Origin of the sequence: Serratia sp. CY33802 (assembly GCF_052169095.1) — a bacterium.
Taxonomy (GTDB): domain Bacteria; phylum Pseudomonadota; class Gammaproteobacteria; order Enterobacterales; family Enterobacteriaceae; genus Serratia; species Serratia bockelmannii.
On the sequence record NZ_JBJNLL010000002.1, the window covers coordinates 850142 to 870429 of the forward strand.

The window sequence follows — 20288 nt, forward strand, 5'->3', positions numbered from 1 at the left end:
AGTAACCCCACGGGAGTTGAACGATGAAGAAGCCGCATGCCGGATTCTGGCTGGCGACGCTGGGACTGGGCGTTTGCTGGCTGCTGGCGCTGCTGACTCGCGATCGGCTCAACGGCCTACTGCTGGCCGGCGCGGCGCTGGCGCTGATCTTTACCCCTGCCACCCGCCGTAAGGGCGCGGCTCTGGCTGCCCTGGGCGGTATCGGCATGGATGGGCTATGGAGCTACAGCGGCGTGCTGCACTACAGCGGGCAACACGGCCTGCCGCTCTGGACCCTCGCGCTGTGGATCGGCTTCGGCTGCTGGTGGTATTGGCTGCTGGACGTGGTCAGAGCGGCGCCCTGGCCGCTGGCGGTGCTGGGCGCCGCCGTCGGTCCTTTCGCCTACGCCGTCTCCTGGAAGCTGGGCGTGTTACTGCCCGGCGTGCCGCCGGAGTTCATGCTGCTGTTGCTGGCCGTCGGCTGGTCGATTTACCTGCCGGCCGTCAGTTGGCTGCAGTGGAAGCGGCGGAACAGCTGAACGGCTTGCGGCAGTCGGGAAAAATAATGCCGAAAGCCATTGCTTATCGGTTGCCCAATCGGGTTTACTGAGCGTTCTAATAATAATCATCCCTGCAAAAACACATCCCTATGCTTAGCCAACAAAGCCGTAGCGTCCTGCCGTTGATCGGGGCGTTGTTCACGTTATATATCGTTTGGGGTTCCACCTATTTCGTCATTCGCCTCGGCGTCGCGCAGTGGCCGCCGCTGATGATGGCCGGGATTCGCTTTCTGATTGCCGGCATCGTGCTGTTCAGTTTCCTGGCCTGGCGCGGCCACGCGCTGCCGACGCCGAAGCAGTGGCTGGCCGCCGGCGCCATTGGCATTCTGTTGCTGGCGGTAGGCAACGGCCTGGTGACGGTGGCGGAACACCAACATGTGCCGTCCGGCATCGCCGCGGTGATGGTGGCGACGGTGCCGCTGTTCACCCTCTGCTTCAGCCTGCTGTGGGGCATGCGCAACACCAAACTGGAATGGGCCGGTATTGCGCTCGGGTTAGTGGGCATCGTGCTGCTCAACACCGGCAACAACCTGGTGGGCAACCCGACCGGCGCGCTGTTGATCTTGCTGGCGTCGGCCAGTTGGGCCTTTGGCTCGGTATTGGGATCGCGCATCTCGCTGCCGGCCGGGCCGATGGCCGGCGCGGCGGAGATGCTGGTCGCCGGCGTGGTGTTATTGGTCGCCAGCCGGCTGAGCGGCGAGCACCTGGCTCAGATGCCGAGCACCGGCGGCTTTCTGGCGCTCGGGTACTTGATTGTCTTCGGCTCGATGCTGGCGATCAGCGCCTATATGTTCTTGTTGAAGAATGTGCGCCCGGCGGTCGCCACCAGCTACGCCTACGTCAACCCGGTGGTGGCGGTGCTGCTCGGCATCGGCTTTGCCGGCGAATCACTGGCGCCGCGCGAGTGGCTGGCGCTGGTGATCATCGTGGCGGCGGTGGTGCTGGTGACGCTGGGAAAATACCTGTTCGCCCGCCCGGCCCGCGTGCAGGCCATCGACAGCGAACGGTAGCGATCGCAAAGGGCGGTCAGCGGGCCGCCGTTAAAAACGATTCTTGTTTCACCCGGCGAAGGGGCTATAATTCCCGCTGTTCCAAGCAACCTGCGAAATTATTCCTATGCTGAAAAAAGCGTTCCTCATCGTCATCGCCCTGTGCGCCTTCGGTTCTCTGGGCGGCGTATTCCTCGCCGGGTTGAACATCTACACCCGTTCCACCACCCCGCATGAAGAAAGCGCGCCTGCCGGGGATAGCGCGGCCACGCCGGCGCAAACCGAAACCCTTCAGGCCAAGTGATCGTCCATCCAACGCTGACAGCGCTGCTGTAAAAAGCGCTGCAGCTGCCTGACGCGTTCCGACACCTGCGAGCGATGCGGGCAAACCAGATTGATCGGCACCGCGTCGCTGCGCCATTCCGGCAACAGCTGCACCAGCCGCCCGGCGCGAATGTCGGCCACCACGTCGATCGCCGACTTGCGCACCACCCCATGCCCGGCCAGCGCCCAGCGCCGCGCCACCTCGCCGTCATCGGTAAAATAGCTGCCGTTCAACGGCACTTCGATCAGTTCCTCACCGCGCCATAGCCGCCATTCCACCTGTCGTTTGCCGCTGGGCTGATACACCAGAATGCTGTGCCGAACCAGATCGGCCGGCGTTTGCGGCGCGCCATGCCGCCGCAGGTAATCCGGGCTGGCGCAGATCAGCCGCCGGTGCTGCGGCAAAATGGGCAGCGCCACCAGCGAAGAGTCGGCCAACGGCCCGAAACGGAGCGCCACGTCCACCGGTTCGCGAAACAGATCGGCCTGCCGATCGTTGATCAGGAGCTGCAGCTGAATATGCGGGTGCTGCAGGCGGAACTCATCCAGCCAGCAGAGCAGCAAATTGCGGCCAAAATCCGACGGCGCGGAAATCTGCAGTACCCCGGACAGCCCCTGATGCTTCTCGCGGATCGCCTGCTCTCCTTCGGCCAACGCGCCCAGCGCCAGGCGCGCGCTGTCGAGATAGCGGGCGCCCTCCTCCGTCAACCTCAGGCTGCGGGTGGAACGCACCAGCAGCCGCGCGCCCAGCTGCTGCTCCAGCCTTTTCACCGCGATGCTGGCCGCCGCCGGCGTCATGTCCAGCGCGCGCGCCGCGGCGGAAAAACTGCCGCCGTCCACCGTGCGGACAAACACCTCGAGATCGACAAATGAGGTCATGTATTTCCCCTCTTTTTAGCCCAATCAATTATTAATATTAATTTACAAGTGTTTGCTATTAGGCGGGCTTTTTTCCTCATTTTCAATCAGGAAAGATAGATCCCGTTGAAACTTACCTAAAAAGAGGCCTTAACATGACGATTCCCGACTCCCCCCTGAAACGACAAAAGCTGGTGATCCTGGGCGGCACCAGCGGCATTGGCGCCGCGGTGGCCTACGCGGCGGCGGCGCGCGGCGCTGAAGTGGTGCTGGCTTCACGTCGCCTTCCCCACGCCGGGGAGAAAAACGACGCGCTGCATCTGATGCAGGCCGACCTGACCGATGAAGCATCACTGCATGCGCTGTTTGCCGCCATCGGCGCTTTCGACCATCTGGTGATCACCGCCGGGCCGTTGGTGGACGCGAAACCGCTGGCGGAAACTGCCTTTGAGCAGGCGCAGGCCGACTTCAACGTCAAATTCTGGGGCAGTTTGCGCGCGGTGCAGGCGGCGCTGCCGACGCTGGCGCCGCAGGGCTCCATCACCCTGACCTCCGGCCAACTGTCGCGTAAATACCTTGGCGGTCAGTTGATCAAAACCGGCATCAACGCCGCGCTGGAAGCGGTCGGCAAACAGTTGGCGAAGGAGCTGGCGCCGCGGCGGGTGAACGTGGTCAGCCCCGGCATCACCGCCACCGAAGCCTACGACGGCATGAGCGCCGCGCAGCGTCAGGCGCTGTTCGAGCGCGTAAGCGGCAGCCTGCCGGTCGGCCGGATCGGCCAGGCGGCCGACGTCGCGGCGGGTTACCTGCTGGCGATGGAGAACGGTTTCGTCACCGGCAGCGTGATCGACATCGACGGCGGCGGCCTGCTGTAACGGCGGCTAGAGCGCCGTCACGCCCTGTGCGGCGGCCTGCTGCTCCAGCACGGTGATAATCTGGTAGGCCGAGCGCGGCACCAGGCTGAAATCGCCGATCAGCAGGCGGTCGCTGACCGCCTCATCCAGCATCGCTCGGGCGCCGGCGCGCAGGATGTCCACCTGTTCCGGCGGCGTGCCGGCTGCGGTGATCAGCGGCAAACCGGGCACCGCCGCCGTGCGGCCGATGATTTTCAGTCCCTCCAGCGCCTGTGGCTGCGCGCGGCGCAGCAGTTCCATGCTGATGGAATCGATGGCGGCGATATCCGCCTGCCCGCTGCGGATCAGCTTCAGCGACTGATAATGCGCGCCGGAGGCGATAGCCGCACCGAAGAATTTCCCGTCCTGCACCAGCGGCGCGATCAGCGCGCGCAGGCCGTTGTAGCCGGACTGGGAATCGGTGCTGTTATACGCCGCCGTTCGGCCGCGAAAATCCGCCAGCCGCTCGCCGGGATCGTCCGCGCGCACCACCAGCCAGCTGCGGTAATTCGGCCCGTCGCACCCTTCCACCCGGTAGTGGTAGGTGCCGATTAGCTGCACCTGCGGCAAGGTGCTGACCAACGGATAACCGCAGGTTTGGCTGAGCAGCAGATCCTCGCGCCGCCAGTGTTGCGCCAGATCGTCCGGCCAGCTAAGCCGTTCCGGCGCCGCCGGCAACCCCAGCCGCAGCAGCTTGCCGCGCAAGACCTGCCAGAAGGATTCGGCCTGCTCCCGGCCAACGCCGTACATCGGTAGAGACACCTGCATCATTTCCCCCTTACCCCGCCGGAGTGGCCGCCAGCGTCTGCTGGCGCCAGGCGGTGAGATAACGCACCCAACGTTCGAACAGCATATCGGTGATAATAGCCAACAACGCCACGACCGCCGCGCCCTGGATCACATAGGCGGTGTTAAACCCGCTCAGGCCGATGATGATCGGCGAACCGAGCGTTTTGGTGCCGACGGTGGAAGCGATGGCCGCCGTACCGATGTTAATGATCACCGACGTGCGGATCCCGGCGACAATCACCGGCGCCGCCAGCGGCAGTTCAACCCGCCACAGAATTTGCCAGGCGCTCATCCCCACGCCGCGGGCGATCTCGCGCGTGGCGGGCGGTACCGATTCGATGCCCGCCAGCGTGCCCTGCAGGATCGGCAGCAGGCCGTACAGCACCAACGCAATGATCGCCGGCTGCTCGCTGAAGCCCATCACCGGCACCGCTACCGCCAGCACCGCCACCGGCGGGAAGGTCTGCCCCACCGCCACTACCGTTTCCACCAGCGAACGAAACTCCCGGCCGCTGCGTCGGGTCACAGCGACGCCCGCCGCCACGCCGATTACCACCGCGATCAGGCTGGAGATCGCCACCAGCGACAGGTGCGCCCCCACCAGCGCGATAAAGCTGTCCTGCTGATAAATGGGCCGCTCCAAATCAGGGAACCAGGCGGCGAACAGGCCGCGCAGATGATCCATGCCGAACACCAGCGCCAACAGCAGCGCCAACGTCCAGGGCAGCGGATCGCGCAGCAGGCGCCCGATGCGCCCGCTCATGACAGCGCCTGCCCGGCGATCAGATCGTTGAAATGCAACACCCCCAACGCTTCGCCCCGTTCATCCACCACCGGCAGGCAGTCGCTGCCGCGCGCCACGAACACCGACAGCGCCTCGCGCAGGCTCATGGCGGCGGCGATCGGCTCGCCCCCAGCGACGCCGGGCCGCACCCGCTCCGCCACCGTACCCAGCGACAGCAGCTTGATGCCGCGATCGCTGCGCCCGAAGAAATCGCGCACGAAGTCGTTGGCCGGGGCGGTCAACAGCGCCAGCGGCGTGCCCTGTTGCACCACGCGCCCCTGATCGAGCAGCACCAGGCGATCCGCCAGGCCCAGCGCCTCGTCGATATCGTGCGTCACCAGCACGATGGTGCGGCCCGAGAGCTGATGAATGCGGGCGATCTCCGCCTGCAGCGCCGCGCGGGTGACCGGATCCAACGCGCCGAACGGTTCGTCCATCAGCAACACCTCGGGATCGGCGGCCAGCGCACGCGCCACCCCCACCCGCTGCTGTTGCCCGCCGGACAGCTGGTGCGGGTAGCGACGGCGAAACAGATCCGGTTCCAGGTGCAGCAGCTCCAGCAACTCGGTAACCCGATCGCGAATGCGCGCGCGCGGCCATTTCAGCAGCTGCGGCACGGTGGCGATGTTCTCCTCCACCGTCCAATGTGGAAACAGGCCGATCGATTGGATCGCATAGCCCATGCGTCGCCGCAGATCCTGCGGTTTGAACGACTGGATCTCTTCGCCGGCAAAGAGGATCTTGCCCCGATCGTGTTCGATCAGGCGATTGATCATTTTTAACGTCGTGGACTTGCCAGAACCCGAGGTGCCGATCAACACGGTGAATTCGCCCTCGGCGATGTGCAGCGTGAGATCGTCGACCGCCGGCTTGCCCTGAAAAATTTTGCTGACTTGCTCAAAGTGAATCATCGGCGCGATACGTCCAGGATTGAAACCCAAAATTTAAACAGCGAATCGACGATGACCGCCATCATGACCACCGGGATCACCCCCAGCAGAACCAGATCCAGCGCGCTGCTGAGCAGCCCCTGGAACACGATGGCGCCAAAACCGCCGGCGCCGATCAACGCCGCCACCACCGCCATGCCGACGGTTTGCACCGCCAGGATGCGCACGCCGGTCAGGAACAGCGGCAGCGCCAACGGCAGCTGCACGCGCAGGAAAATCTGCCCGCGCGTCAACCCCATGCCGGTGGCGGACTCAATCACCCCGGCCGGCACGCTCTGCAGCCCCGCCACCACGCTGCGCACCAGCGGCAACAGCGCGTACAGCACCAGCGCCACAATCGCCGGCGCCATGCCGATGCCGCTGACGCCGTGCTCCGCCAGCCAGGGCACCGCCGCCGCCAGCCCCGCCAGCGGCGCAATCAGCAGGCCGAACAGCGCGATGGAAGGCACGGTCTGGATAATGTTCAGCGCGGAAAAAATCGGCCTCTGCCAGCGCTCGGAGCGAAAACACAGCACCCCGAGCGGCACGCCGATCGCCAGCGCCGGGGCCATCGTCGCCAGCAGAATGGTCAGGTGCTGCAACAGCGCGGCGTCAAACACCTCCTGACGATTGTGGTACTCCTTCAGCAGCGACAGCTGATCGAGCTGATGCCCGAACAGCAGCAGCGCCGGCGGCACCAGCACCAGCGCGTTGCCCAGCATGCGCCACAGATGCGACGCGGTGAGGCGCGCCATGGCGTCGGCAGCGATCAGCAGGCTCAGCGCCATCGTCAGCCAGCAGCCGCTGCCCCAAGAGGTGCGCGCCAGGCGCGACCCCTCCTGCGCCAGACGCCCGGCGGCCTGCCCACTGATCCAGAACGCCAGCGTCAACACCCCGCAGGCGGCCAGCGCCGCCAGCAGCGCCCGCCCCCGCGTCGGCGGCAACAGGCTGAGGCTCGCCAATGCCGCCAGCGGCAACAGCAGCCACAGCGCCGGGCCGTGCAGCAGGGAGAACAAGGAGAGACTTTTGCCCGACAACAGGCGATTGGGGGCATAACTGAGGAACGGCAGGCCGAACGCGGCCAGCAGCAACAGCATGAACAGCGTCAACAAGACGCGATGTTTTACGGCGATAGTCAAAGAAACGCTCCGGCTCCCTCGGTTAACCCCCTCTCCCGACGGCAGAGGGGGCACCTCGGCATTATCCCTTAACAAACCCTTTCTCTTTCAGATAAGCGGCCGCCACCTGTTTGGCGTCCTGGCCTTCCACGGCGATCTGGGCGTTGAGTTTTTGCAGCGTCGGCCCGTCCAGCGAGGCGAACACCGGCTTCAGCAGCTCAGGCAGATTGGCGTGCGCTTTCAGCGCCGCTTCGCGCACGATCGGCGCCGGCGCGTAGATCGGCTGTACGCCTTTCGGGTCCGCCAAGGTCTGCAACCCCAGCGCCGCTACCGGGCCATCGGTGCCGTAGGCCATCGCCGCGTTGACGCCGGAGGTCTGCTCCGCCGCCGCCTTGATGGTCACCGCCGTATCACCGCCGGCCAGGGACAGCAGCTGATCCTGATTCAGTTTGAAACCGTAGGCACTCTGGAACGCCGGCAGCGCATCCGGCCGTTCGATAAATTCCGCCGAGGCCGCCAGCTTGAACTTGCCGCCACCGTTGATCCACTTGCCGAGATCCGACAGCGTTTTCAGATGATTGGCCTCCGCCACGTCCTGGCGAATAGCGATGGTCCAGGTGTTGTTGGCCGGCGCCGCGTCCAGCCAGACGATTTTGTTTTTGTCGTAGTCGAGCTGTTTCACTTTCTCGAAGCCGGCCTGGGCGTTCTTCCACGCCGGATCTTTCTCATCGGAGAAGAAAAACGCGCCGTTGCCGGTGTACTCCGGGTAGATGTCGATCTCACCGGAGGTGATGGCGCCGCGCAGCACCTTGGTGGTGCCGAGCTGCAGCTTGTTGGTGGTCTTGATGCCGTTGGCTTCCAGCACCTGCACGATGATGTTGCCGAGCAGCGAACCTTCGGTATCGATCTTGGAGCCGACGCGCACCGAGTCGGCCGCCTGCGCCAGGCCGCCGGTGGCCAGCAGAGCCAGCGCGACGGCAAAGGAACGTCCGCGTGATAAGGTGATTGCCATACTTTTCCTCTGGTTATACGTTTTCCGGCTCATGGGCCAGTTAGGTTGGAAAATCCTGAGAAACGCGCTTCCAGCGCGCAATAAATTTTTCCGTCGGCAGGGCATCGCCTCCCCCCTGCGGTTCACCGGCGCGCAACGGATGCACGCCGACGTCGATCGGCGTCAGGGCGTAATCGCGCAGCCACTCGCCGTAACCTTGCGCGACAAATCCCTGACTGCGCCGCTGATACGCCTCACGCTCCGCCAGATAGACTTCGCGCAAACCATACCAGGGCAGGCCGGGCAGATCGTGATGCACTAAATGGTAGTTCAGATTGAGAAACAACAGCCGCCACGGCCAGCCCGCCTCATTAATAATAGAACGTGCCTGCGGTGCGTCCACGGCGCGATGCTCAAAAAACGATCTCACCTTGGTCAGCGCCAACGCCGGATAGCTGATGGCCAACAGGTAAAACGCCGTGCCGATACCCTGCATCTGCAACCAGTGCAGCAGTACCACCAACAGCGACAGGTGCGCTAACCACCTCGCCCAGGCGCGCCACTCCCCTCCGGCGAGCGCTTTCACCGCCCCGGCCAGGGTCGCGGCAATATCCAGCGCCGGGCCGAGGAGCACCCGGCCGATCAGCGTATTGCGCACGGCGGCCAACAGCGGCAACAGGCGGGGATAACGCCGCCACTGCGCGGCGCTGAAGTAATAGCTTTCGGGATCTTCGTGCGGATCGGTCAGGTGGTCGTTGCGGTGGTGGCGCAGATGCGAATCGCGATACAGCCCATAGGGATACCACACCGCCAGCGGCAACAGGCCGAACAGCTGATTGACGCGCGGCCAGCGCGTCGGGTGGCCGTGGATCAGCTCGTGTTGCAACGACAGGTACCAGGTGGTCAGGAGGATCAGCAGCGGTGCGCCAAGCCACGGGCCCAGCGCCTGCCAAGAATACGCCACGCCGAACCAGCCGCCGTACACCGCCGCCATGATCCCCCAGGTGGGCAGCTCCAGCCGCCAATGCCGGCGCCGATAAAGCTGCCTGATTCGTTCGCGCTGTTCGGGGTGCAAATAGTGGGCGTGGGACATGCTGCGGCTCGCGGTAAGAGATTTTCTCTCAGTATCCGTGAGCCGTTGCGGCGTTCAAAATAACGAAAATGGCAAAGCTAAGTGAAAATTCAGCGGGTTGCGTACGCGGCCTGCGGTTCGCACGCCACCGGGAAATTCACCGAATTGGCGATAAAGCACAGGTGATGCGCCTTCTCATGCAGCTGTTGCGCCAGTTGCAGATCGTCGCCATCGCGCACCGTGACCTGCGGCCGCAGCGTCACCGAGGTGAAAAAGCCGCCGCGCGCGGCGTCTTCGCGCATCACGCCCACGGCATCGTCCTGATAGGCCAGCACCGAAATCCCCGAGGTGGCGCACAGATGCAGGTACCATAATTTGTGGCAAGCGCTGAGCGATGCCACCAGCAAATCCTCCGGATTCCAGCGCGTCGCGTCACCGCGGAAGGCCGGATCGGCTGAGCCGGCGATATCTGCCTTGCCCACGGCGCCGATCCTGTGATCGCGTCCATAAGCGCGATAATCTTCCGTGCCTGCGCCTACATTCCCCTGCCAGGTCACCGAGACCTGATAATGATGCTCGCCTTTCATGTCTTTTGCTCCCGTTGGCCGGCCAATGAAAAATTGTCTGGGTGCATGCCCGGAGAACACTATTGGCGGAAAAGCGTGAATACGCAAACGGCGAAACGAGAAAAAACGGGCCGCGCAGGCGGCCCGTCGGTCACATCCCTTCAGGGAACGAAATCGAGCACCACGGCGTTGAACAACGCGTATTCAGTGGCGCTGGCCATCGGCGGAAACTGCGCGCGCTGCACCGCCGCGTTGGCCGCCGCGCACAGCGGCGCATCGCCTCTTACGATCTTGCTGCTCGCCAGTTTCCCGTCCGGCCGCAGCCGTATGCTGATGGTGCAGCGTTGGCCGCGCGCGTGCTCCGGCAAACGCAGCTCGCGGCTCACCGCGTTATGCACCCGCACCGGATAGCTGAGCGGCGCCGCAACCGGCGCCTCGGCCTGCGGCGACGGCAAGGGGGTGCCGGCCTGACGCCCGGCACCCGCGCCGCAGCCGCTCAACAACAACAGCGCCAACAGGCCTAGTGTCTTTTTCATTCCCGATGTCCTTATTGGGGATTAATCTTTATCGAGCGCCCTTACTGCGCCGCTGGGTAAGCCTCACCGTCATCCGCGTAACGCTGCAGGCGCTCGCGCCACCACTTGGCCGCCAGGCCGCTGGCGCTTTCACGCCAGCCGAAATAGGCAGCGTCGCTGCAGCGCTCAGATTCAACGCGTTTCGCTACCAGTTCGCCGCTGTTCAGGTAAGGTTCCGCCAGAGAACGCGGCAGATAGCCACAGCCCAGCCCGGCCAACTGCGCCTGCAGTTTGGCGTCAAAGCCGAAGACCGTCAGCGTATCCTGTTCTTCCAGCAGGTTCAGGCTCTGCGGCGCGTTGACGCGCGAGGTATCGCGCACCACCACCGCCCGGTGCTGACGGATCTCATCCTTCGGCAACGGTTCCGGCAGCGCCGCCAGCGGATGCTGCGGCGCGACGGCGAACACGTAATCCAGCTGCCCCAGGCGGCTGAACGCATAGCCCACCCGCGACGGCGGCTCGCAAATGGCGCCGATGATAATGTCGGCGCAGCCGTAAACCAGCGACTCCCAGGAACCGGCCAGCACCTCGTGGCTGAAGCGCAGCCGGGTATGGTGATGCTGCCGATAGAACTCGTCGATCAGCGGCAACAGGCGGGCAAACGGGAAGGAGGCGTCGATCCCGAGCGTGATCTCGCTTTCCCAGCCGTTCTCCACGTAGCGCGCCTGCTGTTCCAGATCCTGCGCCGCGCGCAGCAGCACCCGCCCTTTTTCCAGCATCAGCTTGCCGGTATCGGTGAACTTCGCCCGATGGCCGGAGCGGTCCAGCAGGGTGATGTCGAGATCGTTCTCGAGCTTTTGCACCATATAGCTCAGTGCCGAAGGGGTTTTAAACAGTGCAGCGGCCGCGGCGGCGAAAGATCCGTGCCGGTCCAGCGCGTCCAAAATCAGCAGCGCTTCCAGGTTTAATCTCATGCTTTCTCCCGTGTATAAAAAAACTCAACAAGTCGGCAAAAATTCTGCGGTATCTTTGAAATCGCCCTCTGCCTACCATGGGTTTTATCGGCGTTACACTCATCAGATGTTCAACCGAAATATCACTGGGAAGGTAAATTATGTCCAAGTTTCAACTGCTTGATAAAGACAATTCCGCACTGATTTTTATCGATCATCAACCACAAATGGCCTTCGGCGTGGCTAATATTGATCGTCAGCAACTGAAAAACAACGTTGTTGGTTTGGCGAAGGCAGGCAAAATTTTCAACGTCCCCACCCTTTTCACCTCGGTCGAAACCGAAAGCTTCAGCGGCTATATCTGGCCGGAACTGCTGGCGGTACACCCTGAAATCACCCCGATTGAACGTACCTCGATGAACTCCTGGGAAGACGCGGCCTTCGTTAAAGCCGTGGAAGCCACCGGCCGCAAAAAGCTGGTGATCTCCGCGCTGTGGACCGAAGTTTGCTTGACCTTCCCAGCGCTGATGGCGCTGGAAGCCGGCTATGAAGTGTATGTGGTGACCGACACCTCCGGCGGCACCTCCGTCGATGCGCACGAACGCTCGATCGATCGCATGGTGCAGGCCGGCGCCGTACCGGTGACCTGGCAACAGGTGCTGCTGGAGTACCAACGCGACTGGGCACGCAAAGACACCTACGACGCGGTGATGGCGCTGGTGCGCGAACACAGCGGCGCGTACGGCATGGGCGTCGACTACGCTTACACTATGGTGCACCACGCACCGGCCCGCACGGTGAAATAATTCCCCCTGCCCCGGCCCCGCGCCGGGGTATTTTCAGGAGTCGGTTTTATGGCCCATCCGCAGCATGTCACGCTGGTGATCACCCACCGTTTGGCGCCGGGGAACGAGCAGGCCTATGAGGCCTGGCTGAACCGCATCATGCCGGACGCCGCGGGCTTCACCGGCCATCTGGGCGTCAACGTCATCCGCCCATCCGACAGCGAACAGGCCTATACGGTGCTGGTCCGCTTCGACAATGTCGACAATCTCTACCGCTGGCTCAACTCGCCGCTGCGCAAGCAATACATCGAAGAAGTCACTCCGTTGTTGCTGGAGAACGACCATATCGAGATCCGCCCCGGCGCGGAGTTCTGGTTTACCCCACCCAACCCCAACGTGCGCCAGCCGCCCCAGTGGAAGCAGTTCATCATCACCCTGCTGGTGATCTTCCCTTCCACCAATCTGGTGCCCTGGTTTTGGGGGCTGGCGCTGCCGCAGTTGAACGGCACGCTGCTCGGCCATTTTCTCAATGACGCCACCGTGGTCGCCCTGGTGGTGTACCTGTGGATGCCCATCGTGACTCGCGTTTTTCATCAATGGCTGACCCGCCGCTAGGCGGTTCGCCGGGAGAATGTTATGAACCACCACGCTTCATTGATCATCACCAACGGCAAGTTTCACACCGTCGATCGCCAAAATCCTACCGCACAGGCGGTCGCCATCCGCGACGGCAAGTTTCTGGCGGTCGGCAGCGAAGGCGAAGTCATGCAGCACGCCGGGCCGGAAACCCAGGTGATCGATCTGCACGGCCACACCGCCATTCCGGGCCTGAACGACTCGCACCTGCACCTGATCCGCGGCGGCCTGAACTACAACCTGGAGCTGCGCTGGGAAGGCGTGCCTTCGCTGGCCGACGCGCTGCGCATGTTGAAAGAGCAGGCGCTGCGCACGCCGAGCCCGCAATGGGTGCGGGTGGTCGGCGGCTGGACCGAATTCCAGTTTGCCGAACGCCGCATGCCGACACTGGACGAAATCAACCAGGCGGCGCCGGACACGCCGGTATTTATTCTGCATCTCTACGATCGCGCGCTGCTCAACCGCGCGGCGCTGAAGGTGGTCGGCTACACCAAAGACACGCCGAACCCACCGGGCGGCGAGATCCAGCGCGACGCCAACGGCAACCCGACCGGCATGCTGATCGCCAAACCCAACGCCATGATCCTGTACGCCACGCTGGCGAAAGGGCCGAAGCTGCCGCTGGAACAGCAGGTCAACTCCACCCGCCAGTTCATGCGTGAGCTGAACCGCCTCGGCCTCACCAGCGCCATCGACGCCGGCGGCGGTTTCCAGAACTACCCGGAGGATTATCAGGTGATCGCCGAGCTGCACGAGAAAAAGCAGCTGACCATCCGTATCGCCTATAACCTGTTCACCCAACGGCCGAAGCAGGAACTGGAAGACTTCGAGCTGTGGACTGATATGCTCAAGCCAGGCCAGGGCACCGATTTCTATCGCCACAACGGCGCCGGCGAGATGCTGGTGTTTTCCGCCGCCGACTTCGAAGACTTCCTGCAGCCGCGCCCGGATCTGCCGCCGGGCACCGAAGACGAGCTGGAGCGGGTGGTGCGCCATTTGGTCGAGCACCGCTGGCCGTTCCGCCTGCACGCCACCTATGACGAGTCCATCAGCCGCATGCTGGACGTGTTCGAGAAGGTGAACCGCGACATTCCGTTCAACGGGCTGCACTGGCTATTCGACCACGCCGAAACCATTACCGAACGCAATATCGAACGGGTCAAGGCGCTGGGCGGCGGCATTGCGGTGCAGCATCGCATGGCGTTCCAGGGCGAATATTTCGCCGATCGCTACGGCATCGAAGCCACCAAACATACGCCGCCGGTAGCGAAAATGCTGGCGGCTGAGCTGCCGGTCGGGCTGGGCACCGACGCCACCCGCGTCGCCAGCTACAACCCGTGGACGGCGCTGTACTGGCTGGTCTCCGGCCGCACCGTCGGCGGCATGGCGATGTACGACGACAGCGCCCGTCTGGATCGCGAAACGGCGCTGATGCTGTGGACGCAAGGGAGCGCCTGGTTCTCCACCGAACAGGGCAAGAAAGGCCAGATCAAGGTCGGTCAGTTGGCGGATATGGCGGTGCTGTCGCAGGACTATTTCAGCGTGCCGGAAGAGCAGATCAAAGGCATCGAGTCGGTGATGACGGTGGTGGATGGCAAAGTGGTCTACGCCGCTGGCAGCTTCTCGCCGCTGGCGCCACCGCCGCTGCCGGTGCTGCCGGAGTGGTCACCGGTCACCCAAGTGCCGGGCCATTACCGCTCCGCGCCGCCGTCGGCGGCAGCTCGCGTCGGGGTCGTGAGCCAGGCGCACCAATGCTGCGGCCCGTGCGGCGTACACGCGCATCAGCATGACATTGCGCGCCGCTCCAGCATCCCGGTGTCGGACGAGAATGCCTTCTGGGGCGCGTTCGGCTGTTCGTGCTTCTCGTTCTAAGTTGCCAGCCCAGCAACTTATTACGTAACTAGCTTAATAAGATACTAAGTTAGCAAAGTAGCAAATTAATGGCGCTGTCCGCGGAGAGCGCCATTTTATTGTCAATCGCGGTTGATCTCCAGCCAGCACCGCTGCTCGGCGGAGGCGGCTATCGCATCCAGCACGCAAGACACCTTCCAGCCTTCTTCAAAGTCCGGCCACATGCGATCGCCCGCGGCGATGCCGTTGACCAGATCGCGGATCTCCACCGTCTTCTGATCGTTAAAACCAATGCCGTGCCCGGCGCTGATGCAAAACGCCGCATAGTCCGGGTGCTTCGGCCCCACCAGCAGCGTCTTGAACCCCTGCCGCTCCACCGGTTCATCGTGCCGATACAGCTTCAGCTCCGCCATCCGTTCCTGGGTATAGCTCAGCGTGCCTTTGGTGCCGGTGACCACATAGGTCAGCCCCATCTTGCGCCCGCAGGCGATGCGCGACGTTTCGATCGTGCCCATCGCCCCGCCGGCGAAACGCAGCAGTGCACTGGCCTGATCTTCGTTTTCCACCGGCAGCAGGCGCGCCGGGTCTTGCGGGTCCGGGCGCTGCTTGATCACGGTCTGCATATCGCCAGAGACCGCCACGATATCGCCCACCAGGTAGTGCGCCATATTGACGATATGCGCCGCCAGATCCCCCAACGCGCCCAGCCCGGCGCTGGCGCGGCGGCAGTGCCAGTCGATCGGCGTGCGCGGGTCGGCCAGGTAATCCTCATTGTGGGTGCCGTAAAAATGCACCACCTCGCCGATTTCGCCGTTGGCGATGATCTCGCGCGCCAGCTGGCTGGTCGGGTTCTTCATGTAGTTGAAACCGACCAGCGTTTTCACGCCCTTGGCGCGGGCGGCCTGCACCATCTCCGCCGCGTCGGCGGCGTCCAGCGCCAGCGGTTTTTCCGAATATACGTGCTTGCCGTGGCGGATCGCCGCCAGCGCCATCTCTTTGTGCAAGAAATTAGGGGCGCAGATGTCTACCACGTCGATCGCCGGATCGGCCACCAGCTGCCGCCAGTCGCCGGTCGAACGCGCAAAGCCGAACTCGGCCGCGCGCTGCGCCGCCAGCTCGGGCGTCACCTCCGCCAGCATCTCCAGCACCAGATCCCCTTTAAGGGGAAAGACCGTGGGGGCCTGCGCATAGGCGATAGCGTGACAACGCCCGATATAGCCGGTGCCGATTAACCCAACGCGTACCTGTTTCATCATTTTCTCCCGTGACCGAAATTCTGTGTAGAACCAGGCGCGGCTCAATGAAACGCGCCGATTGATAACGGGTTTATATGGAATATAAATTTCAATAACAAGCACGCGGGAAAATAAAGTTCATATTCGTGATGCCGTTCATGAAACGTTGACGGGATGATGCAATGAGGAAAGCCCGGACGCGGCTGGTCGTATCCGGACGGGATAAAATGAACCATTTATTTCATATTACGGCAAACCGTTGGCACCGTGTTGCACGTAGCCAGGGCGTTGCAGCAGGCGCTGCTGATAGGCCGCCAGCGCCGCATAATTCGGCCGCTCGAACGGCGTCATCAGCCAGCGGTTCAGCGACAGCCCCAGCACCACGTCCGCCAGCGTGAAGGTGGCGCCGGCGGCATAAGGGCCGTGCTGCGCCAAATGCCTGTCCAGCAGCCCCATCAGCCGATTCCACTCGCGTTCGGCGGCGGCCAGGCTGGCGGCATCCTGGTAATCCGCATGCCCGCGCACGCGCGACATGAACACATAGCGCCAGGCGCCGTTCAGATCGGTGGCCTGCCAGTCCATCCACATCTCCACCGCCGCGCGCGCGCCGGGTTCCTGCGGCAGCAGATCGCGGCGCCCTTCCCGCCCCACCAGATAGCGGCAAATGGTGTTCGACTCCCACAGCACCCGCTCGCCGTCAATCAGCACCGGCACCAGGCCGTTGGGATTCAGCGCCAGAAACGCCGGCTCCTGCGTGGAGCGAAAGCCGCTGCCCCAGTCTTCCCGTTCCAGCGTCAGCCCCAGCTCCTGACAGGTCCATAACACTTTGCGCACGTTGATTGATGAAGCCTTGCCCAAGACTCTCAGCATCGGTTTTCCTCTTATCTATTCTTTCCAGAAAGGTTTACATCCTTCACGCAGCGCTTCTGCACGCGACAAACCAATATCGATCAGCCGCGCATCGTCCAGCAATAATAATTCTTTTCGCGTCCTGTAGCGTTGCAGATACAGACGCCAGCGTGCCCCACCGAATGAGCGCCGCCGCGGCGCGCCAGTAAACAGAGCCATCTTGTTATTCTCCCTGATGTTTTCGCGTTGCAGTCATCATGCTCGCCGAGAGAAAAACAATACAGATTCACGCTGGCGCTATTTTTTTCATACAGCTGCACCAAAAAACCCACTGAATGGTTTACTTTGAAAGCATCTGTACCGGTTTTTTAATTCTTACCGCCGATGAGAGGCCTCTGTATGACACGCTACGCCACGCTGGCCGCCATTCTCAGCCAACGCATTCAGCAAGGGTTGTATCCGGCCGGCCATCGCCTGCCTTCGGTGCGCGCATTGAGCCAGGAGCACGGCGTCAGCATCAGCACGGTGCAGCAAGCCTACCGGCTGCTCGAGGAACAGCGCCTGGTGGAAGCGCGGCCGAAGTCGGGCTACTTCGTGCATACGCGGCGCGCGCAGGCCGAGCTGCCCGCTATGACGGCGCCGGTGCAGCGGCCGGTGGACATTTCGCAATGGGAGCAGGTGCTGGAGCTGGTGCGCAGCCGGCCGCGCGAAGGCCTGATCCAACTGGGGCGCGGCATGCCGGACGTCGCCGAGCCGACGATGAAACCGCTGATTGTCGCCCTGCGCAACGCCGCCCGCCACGGCGACCTGCGCAGCCTTTATTACGACAGCATTCAGGGCGTGACCGCGCTGCGTGAACAGGTCGCTCGTCTGCTGCTGGATTCCGGCTGCCATATCGGTGCCGATCAGTTGCTGATCACCACCGGTTGCCAGGAAGCGATCTCCGCCGGGCTGCGCGCCGTTTGCCAACCCGGCGACATCGTGGCGGTCGATTCCCCCTGCTTCCACGGCACCATGCAAACGCTGAAGGGATTGGGCATCAAAGCGCTGGAAATCCCCACCGATCCGCTCACCGGCGTCAGCCTGGCCGCGCTGGAGATGGCCCTTGAACAGTGGCCGATCAAGGCCATTCTGCTGACGCCCAACTGCAACAACCCGCTGGGCTACATCATGCCCGACGCCCATAAACAGCGGCTGCTGACGCTGGCGCAACGCCACGATGCGGCGATCATCGAGGATGACGTTTACGGCGACATCGCCTATCACTACCCGCGGCCGCGCACCATCAAGTCGTTCGACGACGACGGCCGCGTGCTGCTGTGTAGCTCGTTTTCCAAAACGCTGGCGCCGGGGCTGCGCGTGGGCTGGATCGCGCCCGGCCGCTATCTGGAGCGGGTGCTACACATGAAGTTCATCGGCTCCGGCGCCACCGCCACCCAGCCGCAGCTGGCGATCGCCGAATTTATCCGCAGCGGGCACTATCTGCAGCACCTGCGGCGCATGCGCGCCCGCTACCAGCAGAACCGCGATCGCATGACCGATCTGATCCTGAAACACTTCCCGGTCGGCACCCGCGTCAGCCGGCCGCGCGGCGGTTTTATGCTGTGGATCGAATTGGACGAGGCGTTCGATACCCTGCGGCTAAACCGCCATCTCGAGCAGCAAGGCGTACAAATCGCCGTCGGCAGCATTTTTTCCGCCGCCGGCAAGTACCGCAACTGTCTGCGCATCAACTATGCGCCGACGCTGACGACGGAGATCGAACAGGCGGTACAACGGGTCGGCGCCACCATCCAGGCGCTGATGCCAACCGACAGTTTGGCGCAATCGGATTAAATCTTGACGCGATCGGATTATCGGCGCACGGACAGGCTGTTTTAGAGTAATGCCTTCTCTTACCACTGGCAGGCAACAACCATGAGCAGCGATCAAATTCCGGTTTCCAACGCGTTGGCGGTGCGCCTCGCGGCGCAAGGCGTCGATCTCGAACGGGTCGGTCAGTTAGCCGGCTTGCCCGCCGGGCTGCTCAGCGAGCGGCGCGTAAAAGTGCGGTTGACCACCCACCAGTTCTTCGCCGTCTGGCGCGCCCTCGCCCAACTGAGCGACGATCCCGCCTTTGGTCTGCGGCTGGGCGGCGACGTCGCGCCGGAGCATTACGATATCGCGTCAGTCGCCGCACTGCACTCCGCCACGATGGGCGAGGCCCTGCGTAAAGTCGCGCGCTACAAACGGTTGGTGTGCCCGGAAGAACTGATGCTGGAGGAAGATGGCGACAGCGTTCGGCTGCATACGCGTTGGACGATGATCGAGGACCATACGCCGGAATTGCTGATAGACACCATGTTCGCCTCTATCACCACCCTGTGCCGCCGTGGCACCGGTTTACCGCTGCAGCCCAAGGCGCTTGAGGTGACCCGCCGTCGCGATCCCCACTCACCGCTGCTGCGCCACTTCGGCTGCCCGGTGCGATTCGACGCGCCGCTGGACGTGCTGGTATTTGACCGTGCGCTGATGCAGCAGCCGCTCATCACCCACGACCAGGACATGCTGGCGCTGCTGCTGCCGGAGCTGGAGGCCGAGTTGGCCGAAGCGCGCGCCGAGCAAGACTTGCCCACACAGGTGATGACGATCCTCGGCCGCAGCATGCGCGGCCAGCGCCCCAGCGTCAACAGCGTGGCCGCGGAGCTCTATCTCAGCCCGCGCACGCTGCAGCGCCGTCTGCAACGGCACGGCTACAGCTACCAGCAGCTGCTGGACAAAACTCGCCATCGTACCGCCTGCCGCTTGTTGGCGGATACCGATCTCGAGCCGGGCGAAATCGCCTTTGTGCTGGGATTCGAAGAGCTGAACTCGTTCAGCCGCGCCTTTATTCAGTGGGAAGCGCTGACGCCCAGCCGCTGGCGCACTCAGCGTGCAGCCGACCATCGGGAGGACAGAGCATGAAAGTGATTATCTTCGGCGCCAGCGGCATGGTGGGCCAGGGCGCGCTGCGAGAATGCCTGCGCGATCCGCGGGTCAGCAAAGTGCTCAGCATCGGCCGGCGCCCGTTGGCGCAGAGCCACGCCAAACTGCGCCAGCTCTCCCTGCCCGACCTGCGTGACCTGTCGGCGCTGGAGCCGCAGCTCGCCGGCTACGACGCCTGTTTCTTCTGTCTGGGGATTTCGTCCGCCGGCCTGAGCGAAGCCGAGTATCGCTCGGTAACTTACGACCTGACGCTGGCCGCGGCTCGCCCGTTGGCGACGCTGAACCCGACGATGGTCTTCATCTACGTTTCCGGCGTCGGCACCGACAGCAGCGAACGCGGCCGCAGCATGTGGGCCAGGGTCAAGGGCGCCACCGAAAACGCGCTGCTGGCGCTGCCGTTCCACGCGGTGATGTTCCGCCCCGGCGCCATTGTGCCGCTGCACGGCATTCGCTCCAAAGTCCGTACATACGATCTGATTTATCGGCTGTTCAAACCGCTGTGGCTCGGCGCATTGCGGCTGTTTCCCTCGCAGGTGAGCAGCACCGAACGAATCGGGCTGGCGATGCTGGCGGTGGCGCGCCGGGAAACCGCCTTGCGCATCCTGGAGCCGCCGCAGATCAATCAACTGGCGACGCGCTGAAATACCG

At 63.4% G+C, this 20288-nt stretch carries 23 protein-coding genes; 10 read left to right on the top strand and 13 right to left on the bottom strand.

Going from position 1 to position 20288, the window contains the following annotated elements; all coding sequences use genetic code 11:
• Positions 1-23 precede the first annotated feature (23 nt).
• From ACJ8HA_RS10585 to ACJ8HA_RS10595, 3 genes are all read left to right on the top strand, one after another.
• Positions 24-518, top strand: a complete 495-nt coding sequence (locus ACJ8HA_RS10585; RefSeq protein ID WP_025302049.1) for a DUF2878 domain-containing protein — start codon at positions 24-26, stop codon at positions 516-518.
• Positions 519-628: 110 nt separating this feature from the next.
• On the top strand, positions 629-1549 hold the full coding sequence (yedA, locus tag ACJ8HA_RS10590) for a drug/metabolite exporter YedA (protein ID WP_049203915.1): 921 nt from the start codon (positions 629-631) through the stop codon (positions 1547-1549).
• 106 nt (positions 1550-1655) lie between these two features.
• On the top strand, positions 1656-1832 hold the full coding sequence (locus ACJ8HA_RS10595; RefSeq protein WP_165698097.1) for a hypothetical protein: 177 nt from the start codon (positions 1656-1658) through the stop codon (positions 1830-1832).
• Here ACJ8HA_RS10595 and ACJ8HA_RS10600 read toward each other — a convergent pair.
• A complete protein-coding gene (locus ACJ8HA_RS10600; protein WP_025302047.1) occupies positions 1820-2731 on the bottom strand; it encodes a LysR family transcriptional regulator in 912 nt (303 codons plus the stop codon). The two genes, ACJ8HA_RS10595 and ACJ8HA_RS10600, sit on opposite strands and share 13 nt — an antisense overlap.
• 134 nt (positions 2732-2865) lie before the next feature.
• Between ACJ8HA_RS10600 and ACJ8HA_RS10605 the strand changes: the two genes are divergently transcribed.
• Positions 2866-3585 carry an SDR family oxidoreductase gene (locus ACJ8HA_RS10605; protein WP_151429127.1) on the top strand — a complete coding sequence of 240 codons (720 nt, stop codon included), beginning with the start codon at positions 2866-2868 and terminating at the stop codon, positions 3583-3585.
• Between the two features lie 6 nt (positions 3586-3591).
• Here the strand turns inward: ACJ8HA_RS10605 and ACJ8HA_RS10610 are convergent, their stop codons facing one another.
• From ACJ8HA_RS10610 to ACJ8HA_RS10650, 9 genes are all read right to left on the bottom strand, one after another.
• The gene (locus tag ACJ8HA_RS10610) at positions 3592-4353 is read right to left on the bottom strand and encodes a phosphate/phosphite/phosphonate ABC transporter substrate-binding protein (protein ID WP_442515369.1); all 762 of its coding nucleotides are present in this window, start codon (positions 4351-4353) and stop codon (positions 3592-3594) included.
• 28 nt (positions 4354-4381) lie between these two features.
• Positions 4382-5155 (bottom strand): ABC transporter permease, encoded by a 774-nt coding sequence (locus ACJ8HA_RS10615; protein WP_060432689.1) that lies wholly within the window; start codon positions 5153-5155, stop codon positions 4382-4384.
• Positions 5152-6087: an ABC transporter ATP-binding protein gene (locus ACJ8HA_RS10620; protein ID WP_049203911.1), complete on the bottom strand. Its 936-nt coding sequence runs from the start codon at positions 6085-6087 to the stop codon at positions 5152-5154. The genes ACJ8HA_RS10615 and ACJ8HA_RS10620 overlap by 4 nt, the downstream gene beginning before the upstream one ends.
• Positions 6084-7244 carry an ABC transporter permease gene (locus ACJ8HA_RS10625; RefSeq protein WP_164099767.1) on the bottom strand — a complete coding sequence of 387 codons (1161 nt, stop codon included), beginning with the start codon at positions 7242-7244 and terminating at the stop codon, positions 6084-6086. Before ACJ8HA_RS10625 ends, ACJ8HA_RS10620 begins: the two co-directional genes overlap by 4 nt.
• Positions 7245-7305: 61 nt before the next feature.
• A complete protein-coding gene (gene osmF / locus ACJ8HA_RS10630) occupies positions 7306-8235 on the bottom strand; it encodes a glycine betaine ABC transporter substrate-binding protein OsmF (RefSeq protein WP_025302041.1) in 930 nt (309 codons plus the stop codon).
• Positions 8236-8275: 40 nt separating this feature from the next.
• The gene (locus ACJ8HA_RS10635; protein WP_060432685.1) at positions 8276-9307 is read right to left on the bottom strand and encodes a fatty acid desaturase; all 1032 of its coding nucleotides are present in this window, start codon (positions 9305-9307) and stop codon (positions 8276-8278) included.
• Between the two features lie 89 nt (positions 9308-9396).
• A complete protein-coding gene (locus ACJ8HA_RS10640; protein WP_193402658.1) occupies positions 9397-9873 on the bottom strand; it encodes an OsmC family protein in 477 nt (158 codons plus the stop codon).
• Positions 9874-10013: 140 nt separating this feature from the next.
• Positions 10014-10388, bottom strand: coding sequence for a cell envelope integrity TolA C-terminal domain-containing protein (locus tag ACJ8HA_RS10645; RefSeq protein ID WP_049208916.1), 375 nt, complete (start codon positions 10386-10388; stop codon positions 10014-10016).
• 41 nt (positions 10389-10429) lie between these two features.
• Positions 10430-11341, bottom strand: coding sequence for a LysR substrate-binding domain-containing protein (locus ACJ8HA_RS10650; RefSeq protein ID WP_025302038.1), 912 nt, complete (start codon positions 11339-11341; stop codon positions 10430-10432).
• A 140-nt stretch (positions 11342-11481) separates the two neighbouring features.
• On the opposite strand from ACJ8HA_RS10650, the gene ACJ8HA_RS10655 reads away from it, so the two are divergent.
• The 3 genes from ACJ8HA_RS10655 to ACJ8HA_RS10665 are packed head-to-tail and all read left to right on the top strand — an operon-like array spanning position 11482 to position 14613.
• Positions 11482-12126 carry a hydrolase gene (locus ACJ8HA_RS10655; RefSeq protein WP_004939390.1) on the top strand — a complete coding sequence of 215 codons (645 nt, stop codon included), beginning with the start codon at positions 11482-11484 and terminating at the stop codon, positions 12124-12126.
• 48 nt (positions 12127-12174) lie between these two features.
• Positions 12175-12720: an antibiotic biosynthesis monooxygenase gene (locus tag ACJ8HA_RS10660; RefSeq protein WP_099816756.1), complete on the top strand. Its 546-nt coding sequence runs from the start codon at positions 12175-12177 to the stop codon at positions 12718-12720.
• A gap of 21 nt (positions 12721-12741) precedes the next feature.
• Complete coding sequence (locus tag ACJ8HA_RS10665) at positions 12742-14613, top strand: amidohydrolase (RefSeq protein WP_049203907.1); 1872 nt, start codon at positions 12742-12744, stop codon at positions 14611-14613.
• Positions 14614-14714: 101 nt separating this feature from the next.
• Here the strand turns inward: ACJ8HA_RS10665 and ACJ8HA_RS10670 are convergent, their stop codons facing one another.
• The 3 genes from ACJ8HA_RS10670 to ACJ8HA_RS10680 all read right to left on the bottom strand — a co-directional run bounded on the left by ACJ8HA_RS10670 (position 14715) and on the right by ACJ8HA_RS10680 (position 16895).
• The gene (locus tag ACJ8HA_RS10670) at positions 14715-15845 is read right to left on the bottom strand and encodes a Gfo/Idh/MocA family protein (RefSeq protein ID WP_049203906.1); all 1131 of its coding nucleotides are present in this window, start codon (positions 15843-15845) and stop codon (positions 14715-14717) included.
• Between the two features lie 228 nt (positions 15846-16073).
• Positions 16074-16697 (bottom strand): glutathione S-transferase family protein, encoded by a 624-nt coding sequence (locus ACJ8HA_RS10675; protein WP_025302034.1) that lies wholly within the window; start codon positions 16695-16697, stop codon positions 16074-16076.
• Positions 16698-16712: 15 nt separating this feature from the next.
• Positions 16713-16895, bottom strand: coding sequence for a DUF1127 domain-containing protein (locus tag ACJ8HA_RS10680; protein ID WP_193402659.1), 183 nt, complete (start codon positions 16893-16895; stop codon positions 16713-16715).
• Positions 16896-17075: 180 nt separating this feature from the next.
• On the opposite strand from ACJ8HA_RS10680, the gene ACJ8HA_RS10685 reads away from it, so the two are divergent.
• From ACJ8HA_RS10685 to ACJ8HA_RS10695, 3 genes are all read left to right on the top strand, one after another.
• Positions 17076-18512: an aminotransferase-like domain-containing protein gene (locus tag ACJ8HA_RS10685; RefSeq protein ID WP_049203904.1), complete on the top strand. Its 1437-nt coding sequence runs from the start codon at positions 17076-17078 to the stop codon at positions 18510-18512.
• Between the two features lie 81 nt (positions 18513-18593).
• Positions 18594-19619, top strand: coding sequence for an AraC family transcriptional regulator (locus ACJ8HA_RS10690; protein ID WP_025302032.1), 1026 nt, complete (start codon positions 18594-18596; stop codon positions 19617-19619).
• Positions 19616-20281, top strand: coding sequence for an epimerase (locus ACJ8HA_RS10695; protein ID WP_060447572.1), 666 nt, complete (start codon positions 19616-19618; stop codon positions 20279-20281). The genes ACJ8HA_RS10690 and ACJ8HA_RS10695 overlap by 4 nt, the downstream gene beginning before the upstream one ends.
• The last annotated feature ends 7 nt before the right edge of the window (positions 20282-20288 follow it).

Excerpts from the sequence above, each read along its gene's own strand:
- ACJ8HA_RS10585 (WP_025302049.1), top strand. The coding sequence starts at position 24 with ATGAAGAAGCCGCATGCCGGATTCTGGCTGGCGACGCTGGGACTGGGC.
- yedA (WP_049203915.1), top strand. The coding sequence starts at position 629 with ATGCTTAGCCAACAAAGCCGTAGCGTCCTGCCGTTGATCGGGGCGTTG.
- ACJ8HA_RS10595 (WP_165698097.1), top strand. The coding sequence starts at position 1,656 with ATGCTGAAAAAAGCGTTCCTCATCGTCATCGCCCTGTGCGCCTTCGGT.
- ACJ8HA_RS10600 (WP_025302047.1), bottom strand. The coding sequence starts at position 2,731 with ATGACCTCATTTGTCGATCTCGAGGTGTTTGTCCGCACGGTGGACGGC.
- ACJ8HA_RS10605 (WP_151429127.1), top strand. The coding sequence starts at position 2,866 with ATGACGATTCCCGACTCCCCCCTGAAACGACAAAAGCTGGTGATCCTG.
- ACJ8HA_RS10610 (WP_442515369.1), bottom strand. The coding sequence starts at position 4,353 with ATGTACGGCGTTGGCCGGGAGCAGGCCGAATCCTTCTGGCAGGTCTTG.
- ACJ8HA_RS10615 (WP_060432689.1), bottom strand. The coding sequence starts at position 5,155 with ATGAGCGGGCGCATCGGGCGCCTGCTGCGCGATCCGCTGCCCTGGACG.
- ACJ8HA_RS10620 (WP_049203911.1), bottom strand. The coding sequence starts at position 6,087 with ATGATTCACTTTGAGCAAGTCAGCAAAATTTTTCAGGGCAAGCCGGCG.
- osmF (WP_025302041.1), bottom strand. The coding sequence starts at position 8,235 with ATGGCAATCACCTTATCACGCGGACGTTCCTTTGCCGTCGCGCTGGCT.
- ACJ8HA_RS10635 (WP_060432685.1), bottom strand. The coding sequence starts at position 9,307 with ATGTCCCACGCCCACTATTTGCACCCCGAACAGCGCGAACGAATCAGG.
- ACJ8HA_RS10640 (WP_193402658.1), bottom strand. The coding sequence starts at position 9,873 with ATGAAAGGCGAGCATCATTATCAGGTCTCGGTGACCTGGCAGGGGAAT.
- ACJ8HA_RS10645 (WP_049208916.1), bottom strand. The coding sequence starts at position 10,388 with ATGAAAAAGACACTAGGCCTGTTGGCGCTGTTGTTGTTGAGCGGCTGC.
- ACJ8HA_RS10650 (WP_025302038.1), bottom strand. The coding sequence starts at position 11,341 with ATGAGATTAAACCTGGAAGCGCTGCTGATTTTGGACGCGCTGGACCGG.
- ACJ8HA_RS10655 (WP_004939390.1), top strand. The coding sequence starts at position 11,482 with ATGTCCAAGTTTCAACTGCTTGATAAAGACAATTCCGCACTGATTTTT.
- ACJ8HA_RS10660 (WP_099816756.1), top strand. The coding sequence starts at position 12,175 with ATGGCCCATCCGCAGCATGTCACGCTGGTGATCACCCACCGTTTGGCG.
- ACJ8HA_RS10665 (WP_049203907.1), top strand. The coding sequence starts at position 12,742 with ATGAACCACCACGCTTCATTGATCATCACCAACGGCAAGTTTCACACC.
- ACJ8HA_RS10670 (WP_049203906.1), bottom strand. The coding sequence starts at position 15,845 with ATGAAACAGGTACGCGTTGGGTTAATCGGCACCGGCTATATCGGGCGT.
- ACJ8HA_RS10675 (WP_025302034.1), bottom strand. The coding sequence starts at position 16,697 with ATGCTGAGAGTCTTGGGCAAGGCTTCATCAATCAACGTGCGCAAAGTG.
- ACJ8HA_RS10680 (WP_193402659.1), bottom strand. The coding sequence starts at position 16,895 with ATGGCTCTGTTTACTGGCGCGCCGCGGCGGCGCTCATTCGGTGGGGCA.
- ACJ8HA_RS10685 (WP_049203904.1), top strand. The coding sequence starts at position 17,076 with ATGACACGCTACGCCACGCTGGCCGCCATTCTCAGCCAACGCATTCAG.
- ACJ8HA_RS10690 (WP_025302032.1), top strand. The coding sequence starts at position 18,594 with ATGAGCAGCGATCAAATTCCGGTTTCCAACGCGTTGGCGGTGCGCCTC.
- ACJ8HA_RS10695 (WP_060447572.1), top strand. The coding sequence starts at position 19,616 with ATGAAAGTGATTATCTTCGGCGCCAGCGGCATGGTGGGCCAGGGCGCG.